Genomic DNA, 3,174 nt, shown 5'->3' with positions numbered 1-3,174 from the left:
TCGGCGCGCCGGTGCGCAGCTGGATCAAGCAGCAATACGGGCAAACCGTTGCCGTACTGGGCCTGGCGCAAATCAGCCCGGCCGTCGGGAGCCAGGTCGCCGTACTGGGTGCCAATCACCCAAGCTACATCTGGTATGCCGCCAACCCCGACACCTATGACGGTGACGAGCAAAAGGCCGACGAGGCCGGTTTGAAGGTGATGGGCCAGGACTTGAGCGCCGCCTGCTGGCAGGCCTCGATGGGCCAGAAGCCCGCCAGCGATCCGAATGTGCAGCTCAAAGGCTGCATGAACACCTGGCAGGTAACGCGCAAGGAGCAGACCTGCGAACTGTTCTACACCTCTATCCGCGAGCTGACGCCCGATCAAGCGAACGCCAAGTGTGCCCAGCCGGCGATCAAGACCCAGCTGAGGCAATTGAAAAGCGCAGTGCCAGAACCGGCGATTGAAGCACCGGCGCTCTGAAGCAGGCTGCCAGAAGGGCATTTTCCTACATAAAAGATAGCCAATTTCTACTGTCAGATTTGACAGTAGAAATTGGTTCCCACTTAAGCGAGTCTTGAGCCGCGCCCATCCGCTGCAAGACTGGCAGTCAAGACACCACCGGCAGGTCGATGCAGCCCCTCCTGGAGAGTCATGAAAACTCAAGCCATGGACAAGGCTAAAACCGCTGTGAGCAAGTGTCTTTACCCGTTCGCGACCGCCCTCGCCGAACACGGCTACCCCCGCGCTCGCGACTATGAAGTGGTGCGTACCCGAGACGGTTCAGGCGACGGAATCAAGACCCGCGTCGCCTTTGACAGCCGTATGTGCATAGCCAGGGTGTCCGGCTACGCATTGAATGAGCGGCGCCTGCATACGGTGCAGATGTCCTCGCGTATCCACTTGTACGACCCGTGGTTCAGCGGCCTGCTTTCGCACTCGTGCAACCCGAACGCGTTTCTCGACATGACGTACCTGGAACTGTGGTCCGTTCAACCCATTCCCGCTGGCGCCCTGCTGACCATGGATTACGCCCACACCGAGGACGTATTGTTCCGACAGTTTCGCTGCCAGTGCGGCGAGCTCAACTGTCGGGGCTGGATCACCGGCATGAAGGAGCCGTTGAATCCCGAGGGTCAGCAATTCATGGAGCAGTGGCGCGAACGCAAAAGCCCTTAGACCGCACCCAGCGGGCGCAGGCGGTATTGCGGCGGCAGTTGCTCGAAGCCACTGATGGTGGTGTTCAGGCTTTTCCAGCGGCCGTCCTTGATCCCGTAAATGCAGCCATGAACCGACAGGCTCTGCCCGCGGTGCCAAGCGTTCTGCACGATGCTGGTGTGGCCGACGTTGGCCACCTGCTGGATCACGTTCAGTTCGCACAGGCGGTCTACGCGTTCCTCTTCCGTGGGCAACTGGGCCAGTACGTCGCGGTTTTCGTAGTACAGGTCACGGATGGTGCGCAGCCAGCCGTCGATCAGGCCCAACTGGTTGTCCTGCATCGAGGCGCGTACGCCACCGCAGCCATAGTGGCCGGTCACCAGGATGTGTTTGACCTTGAGCACGTCGACTGCGTACTGGATCACCGACAGGCAATTGAGGTCGGTGTGCAATACCACGTTGGCCACGTTGCGGTGCACAAACAGGTCGCCGGGCAGCATGCCGACGATCTCGTTGGCCGGCACGCGGGCGTCGGAACAGCCGATCCACAAGTATTCCGGGGTTTGCTGGCGGGCGAGCTTGGCGAAGAATTCGGGATCTTCCTGTTTGATCGCATCCGCCCAGCGTTCGTTGTTATCAAGTAAGTCTTGTAGTTCGTTCATCAGGGAAAGCCTCAGGAATGATGCGCAGTTTTGACACTCGACCGCCCGTCCGGGTCACGCCAACAATAAAGATAGCCGGCGGCAATTACTTGAATCTTGGGGAGCCATGCCTGTCCACACACTATAAGCCCCACAGTATGAGGAATCGCCATGACTGAATCACGACGTCCCTACGGCGCTACACAGCCGGAACCGATTGATGACAACGAAGATCGCATGGGCGAAATGCGCGAGCTGGATTTTGACCAGGAGGAACCGACTGCGGAAATCGGCGACGAGATTCCGCCACGGGAGCGTGAGCACCTGATGCCCGACGAACGGGTGCGCGAAGCCGGGATGACCGGTGCTTCCACTGACGATCATGATTCAACCGATGATGACATGAGCCCGGAAACGCTGATCCATGAGGATGGCGCGCGGGATGCGCAGGAAGCAGGTGAAGACCATCCGGCGGATTACGATTTGAGTATCGTCGATGAAGACGAGATCGGCGGCGGCAATGGCCTGGATGAGGCCGAGTTGGCCGATATCGATCCAGTAGACGGCAACCGCTGACACCCTGCCGAACTGAATGTGGGAGCGGGCTTGCTCGCTCCCACCAAGCCCGCTCCCACATTGGGCCCTGTGTTTAGTCGACCAGGGTGCAGGCCATCACCACCGCATCTTCGCGGCCACCGACGGCGGGGTAATAATCCCGCCGACGGCCAATTTCGTTGAAACCATAACGCTCGTACAGCCGGAACGCGCCGGTGTTGCTGTCGCGCACTTCCAGGAAACATTCCCGCGCCTTGGCCTCGTAGGCCCGGGACATCAGGTGCTCCAGCAAGCTCAAGCCCAGGCCACGGCCCTGGTTTTCCGGCTTGACGGTGATGTTCAGCAAATGCGCTTCATCGAGGATGATCTGCACCACCCCGTGCCCCACCTGCTGCTCACCTTCGAACATCAGCCAGATCTGGTATTTGCCCAGCCCGTCGAGAAAAATCCCGCGGGTCCAAGGGTGGCTGAACGCTGCGTATTCGATCTTCAGTACAGCGTCGAGGTCCGCCTCGGTCATCGGGCGGAAGGATAAAGCTTCACTCATCGGTACTTTTCCAGCGCGCCATCAGCCGGCGCATGGCTTGCCAGACATCAGCCTTACGCTGTGGCTCTTCCATTAATAGTTCCAGGCCCGGCAGGGCCCAGACGGAGCCCAGGCCTTCGACCTGCAGTTCGCGGTACCAGGCCTCGGCATTCGCTTCGCCGGCAAAACGCACGGCGGGCAGGCCGATCAGCCACAGGCACACGCAGGGTTCGTCTTCCAGGCGCGCCGAGACAAAACCTTGCACAAAATCCCGTGCAGCTTCCGGGCCCTGGTCCATGGTGCCCCGGGCCAG

The 3,174-nt window shown here is 60.2% G+C and carries 4 protein-coding genes and 2 pseudogenes; 3 read left to right on the top strand and 3 right to left on the bottom strand.

Translation table 11 applies throughout. From position 1 onward, the window contains the following. Positions 1-464, top strand: a pseudogene (locus tag HX846_RS04995) (hypothetical protein); the annotation flags it as partial. A gap of 171 nt (positions 465-635) precedes the next feature. Next, positions 636-1,160 (top strand): SET domain-containing protein-lysine N-methyltransferase, encoded by a 525-nt coding sequence (locus tag HX846_RS04990; RefSeq protein ID WP_087693800.1) that lies wholly within the window; start codon positions 636-638, stop codon positions 1,158-1,160. Here the strand turns inward: HX846_RS04990 and can are convergent. Further along, positions 1,157-1,801 (bottom strand): carbonate dehydratase, encoded by a 645-nt coding sequence (gene can / locus HX846_RS04985; RefSeq protein WP_003214385.1) that lies wholly within the window; start codon positions 1,799-1,801, stop codon positions 1,157-1,159. The two genes, HX846_RS04990 and can, sit on opposite strands and share 4 nt — an antisense overlap. 150 nt (positions 1,802-1,951) lie before the next feature. Between can and HX846_RS04980 the strand changes: the two genes are divergently transcribed. Next, positions 1,952-2,356 carry a serine kinase/phosphatase gene (locus HX846_RS04980; RefSeq protein ID WP_177081272.1) on the top strand — a complete coding sequence of 135 codons (405 nt, stop codon included), beginning with the start codon at positions 1,952-1,954 and terminating at the stop codon, positions 2,354-2,356. Positions 2,357-2,429: 73 nt separating this feature from the next. Here the strand turns inward: HX846_RS04980 and rimI are convergent, their stop codons facing one another. Then, positions 2,430-2,882: a ribosomal protein S18-alanine N-acetyltransferase gene (rimI, locus tag HX846_RS04975; RefSeq protein WP_003214382.1), complete on the bottom strand. Its 453-nt coding sequence runs from the start codon at positions 2,880-2,882 to the stop codon at positions 2,430-2,432. Further along, positions 2,875-3,174, bottom strand: a pseudogene (locus HX846_RS04970) (energy transducer TonB); the annotation flags it as partial. The pseudogene HX846_RS04970 and the gene rimI, both read right to left, overlap by 8 nt.

The sequence above is a fragment of the Pseudomonas sp. K5002 genome (assembly GCF_013386655.1).
Lineage (GTDB): Bacteria > Pseudomonadota > Gammaproteobacteria > Pseudomonadales > Pseudomonadaceae > Aquipseudomonas.
This window is presented reverse-complemented; position numbering and strand designations above follow the sequence as displayed.

Excerpts from the sequence above, each read along its gene's own strand:
- HX846_RS04990 (WP_087693800.1), top strand. The coding sequence starts at position 636 with ATGAAAACTCAAGCCATGGACAAGGCTAAAACCGCTGTGAGCAAGTGT.
- can (WP_003214385.1), bottom strand. The coding sequence starts at position 1,801 with ATGAACGAACTACAAGACTTACTTGATAACAACGAACGCTGGGCGGAT.
- HX846_RS04980 (WP_177081272.1), top strand. The coding sequence starts at position 1,952 with ATGACTGAATCACGACGTCCCTACGGCGCTACACAGCCGGAACCGATT.
- rimI (WP_003214382.1), bottom strand. The coding sequence starts at position 2,882 with ATGAGTGAAGCTTTATCCTTCCGCCCGATGACCGAGGCGGACCTCGAC.